Source organism: Lutibacter sp. (genome assembly GCF_040883305.1).
GTDB lineage: Bacteria > Bacteroidota > Bacteroidia > Flavobacteriales > Flavobacteriaceae > Lutibacter.
The window spans coordinates 1-3,495 of sequence record NZ_JBFLKT010000027.1 but is presented as its reverse complement, the minus strand read 5'-3'; the positions used below and the strand labels follow the sequence as shown (position 1 = coordinate 3,495).

The 3,495-nt window shown below is 29.3% G+C and carries 3 protein-coding genes and 1 pseudogene; all 4 read left to right on the top strand.

The features are described from left to right. Positions 1-903: pseudogene (locus AB1Z17_RS00735) on the top strand (sodium:solute symporter); the annotation flags it as partial. After that, complete coding sequence (gene murQ / locus AB1Z17_RS00730) at positions 893-1,705, top strand: N-acetylmuramic acid 6-phosphate etherase (RefSeq protein WP_368049877.1); 813 nt, start codon at positions 893-895, stop codon at positions 1,703-1,705. The pseudogene AB1Z17_RS00735 and the gene murQ, both read left to right, overlap by 11 nt. Positions 1,706-1,715: 10 nt before the next feature. Next, positions 1,716-2,780 (top strand): anhydro-N-acetylmuramic acid kinase, encoded by a 1,065-nt coding sequence (locus AB1Z17_RS00725; protein WP_368049876.1) that lies wholly within the window; start codon positions 1,716-1,718, stop codon positions 2,778-2,780. Between the two features lie 11 nt (positions 2,781-2,791). Beyond that, on the top strand, positions 2,792-3,495 hold a 704-nt coding region (locus AB1Z17_RS00720), incomplete at its 3' end, for an FAD-binding oxidoreductase (RefSeq protein WP_368049875.1).

Below are 3,495 nucleotides of genomic sequence, written 5' to 3'. Positions count from 1 at the left end.
TTCTTTTTACTTTCAGCTGCAATTGTTTCAATATACGTTGTAAAAACTTCATTAAATTTAGATGTTTCAGAAACGATTACTTCTGTAACTAATCATAAATACTTTAAAGTTTTTGATTGGGATTTTAATTCTGGATCTAACTTCTTTAAACAATTTATTTCAGGGTTTTTAATTGCAATTGCAATGATTGGATTAGATCAAAATATGATGCAAAAAACCCTTACTTGTAAAAATAAAAAAGAAGCCCAAAGAAATATTTTAACTTTTAGTATATTTTTAGCAATAGCTCAATTCTTGTTTTTAGGCCTTGGAGTAATGTTATATTTATATGCTGAAAAATTTGGCATTCAATTAGATACTTTAAATGGTAAATTTATTAATACTGATGATTTATTTCCAATGTTATCTCTAAATCACTTTGGAATTATAGCTAGCGTTAGTTTTATTTTAGGAATTACTGCAGCATCATTTTCAAGTGTAGATTCGTCGTTAACTGCTTTAACCACGTCTTTTACACATGATTTTTTAGACATTCAACATAAAAGTTCAAAAGAACAAAAACGATTAAAAAATAGTGTTTTATTAGGTTTTTCAATCGTAATTTTTATAATTATCATGCTATTCTCTGAAAGCAAAGGAGATGTAATTTCAACAATTTTTAAAGTAGCTGGCTATACTTATGGCCCATTATTAGGGCTTTACCTATTCGGTATTTTTACAAAAATAAAAATAAAAGATGCTGCAGTTCCATTTATATGTGTTATTATGCCTTTAATTACATATTATTTAAATCACCTTTTTATAACAAAATTTTCTTTTGATTTAGGATTTATGAACATATTGGTAAATGCACTTTTAACAATACTAAGTTTAATTATTGTAACAACTAAAAATGAAAAATAAACCAACAACAGAACAACCTTCTAATTACAATAACCTTGAAAAAATGAGTACTTTACAGTTACTCTCCAATATAAATGCAGAAGATAAAACTGTTCCAAATGCTATTGAAAAAACCATTCCCTCAATTGAAAGATTAGTTGATGCTATCTATACTAAAATGAAAGATGGTGGTCGCCTTTTTTATATTGGAGCTGGTACAAGCGGAAGATTAGGTGTTTTAGACGCTTCAGAATGTCCACCAACATTTGGTGTTCCAGATAATTGGGTAATCGGCTTAATTGCTGGTGGCGATTTTGCACTTAGAAAAGCTGTTGAAAATGCCGAAGACAACACTACATTGGCTTGGGAAGATTTACAAAAATATAATATATCCGATAAGGATGTATTGGTTGGAATTGCCGCTTCTGGAACTACACCATATGTTATTGGTGGATTAAAAACCGCAAAAGAACATGGAATTATTACCGGCTGTATTGTTTGCAATACTAACAGTCCTGTTGCTAAAGTTGCTGACTATCCTGTGGAAATTGTTGTGGGACCAGAATTTGTTACTGGAAGTACTCGTATGAAATCTGGAACTGCTCAAAAGTTAGTTTTAAACATGTTAACAACTTCTGTAATGATTAAACTTGGAAGGGTTAAAGACAATAAAATGGTTCATATGCAATTATCTAATGCAAAATTAGTAAATCGTGGTGTATTAATGCTAATGGATGAATTACACATCAATCAAGAATTGGCTTCCAAATTACTAGAACAACATAAAAGTGTAAAAAATGCATTAGACGCATATAAAAGTTAAATCTTATATAATGAAAAATAGCACAAAATACTGTATTGGTGTAATGAGCGGCACATCTTTAGATGGACTAGATATTGCTTATATTAAACTTCATTTTGAAACTTCTTTTCAGTTTGAAATTCTTAAAGCAGTTACAATTCCATATCATCCAGATTGGAAAAATGCACTAAAAAATGGATTTCATTTATCTGGTGAAGTACTTACTAAACTCGATACAGATTATGGAATATATTTAGGCAATACTTTAAAAACTTTTATTGAAGATAATACTATTGAAAATTTAGACTTTATAGCTTCACATGGACATACAATTTACCACAATCCTGCTGAACACTATACACTTCAAATTGGAAATGGCCCATATATTAATACAATTACTGGTGTTAAAACAATTTGTGATTTTCGCACACAAGATGTTGCCCTTGGTGGCCAAGGTGCTCCACTAGTTCCAATTGGAGATTCATTATTATTTTCACAATATGATTATTGCTTAAATTTAGGTGGGTTTTCAAATATTTCAATGAGAGAAAATAAACAACGAATTGCATTTGACATTTGTCCTGTAAATATTGTATTAAATCATTATGTAAATTCTTTAAATCTAGAATATGACAACAATGGCGAAATTGCTTCAACTGGCAGAATTGAAGTAAATTTATTAAATGAATTAAATGGGTTACCTTTTTATAACGATTCTAAACCAAAATCTTTAGGTTACGAATTTATTATAGAAACCATATTTCCAATAATTGATAAATACAACCTAGAGATAAATGATATATTAAGAACCTTTGTTGAACATATAGCAATCCAAATAGCTAAAAAAACGGATTCTAATCCTTCTAAAAAAATGCTTATTGCTGGAGGAGGTGCATATAATGGTTTTCTTATTGAAAAATTGAAATCCTATACTAATACACAATTAGTAATACCTACAGATGCCATTATTAACTATAAAGAAGCATTAGTATTTGCTTTACTCGGTTATTTAAAAAATGAAGATAAAGACAACTGCCTAAAAAGTGTTACTGGAGCGAGTAAGAATCACAGTAGCGGAATTATTTATAATGCTTAATTCATTTATTTATGTCTTCCAAAACAATAGACCTAAACAAAATCTCCAATTTATTAACTGGAGAAGTTTTTTTTGATAATTTACATAAAAATATATATGCTACAGATGCATCAGTATATAGAAAAATTCCACTTGGTGTTGCGTACCCAAAAAACACCGATGATTTAAAAACACTTATTAGTTTTGCGACAGAAAACAACATCACACTAATTCCTAGAGCTGCTGGAACATCTTTAGCAGGCCAATGTGTTGGAGATGGCTTAGTTGTTGATATTTCAAAATATTTTACTAAAATTGTAGCTTTTAACGAATACAAAAAAACAGTTACAGTACAAGCAGGGGTAGTTAGAGATCAATTAAATGATTTTCTAAAACCATACGGATTATTTTTTGGACCAAACACTTCTACAAGCAACAGATGTACAATTGGAGGTATGGTTGGAAACAATTCCTCAGGAACAACTTCTATAAAATATGGTGTTACCAGAGATAAAGTACTCGAATTAAAAACAATTTTAAGTGATGGTTCAGAAGCTATTTTTAACGCATTAAGCGCTGAAGAATTCTTACTGAAAAAAACTGGAAACTCACTAGAAAACAATATTTACACTACTATTTTTAATGAATTAAATAACAAAGCTACACAGCAAGAAATAAAAAAAGAATTTCCTAAAAAAAGTATTCATAGAAGAAATAACGGTTACCCAATTGATGA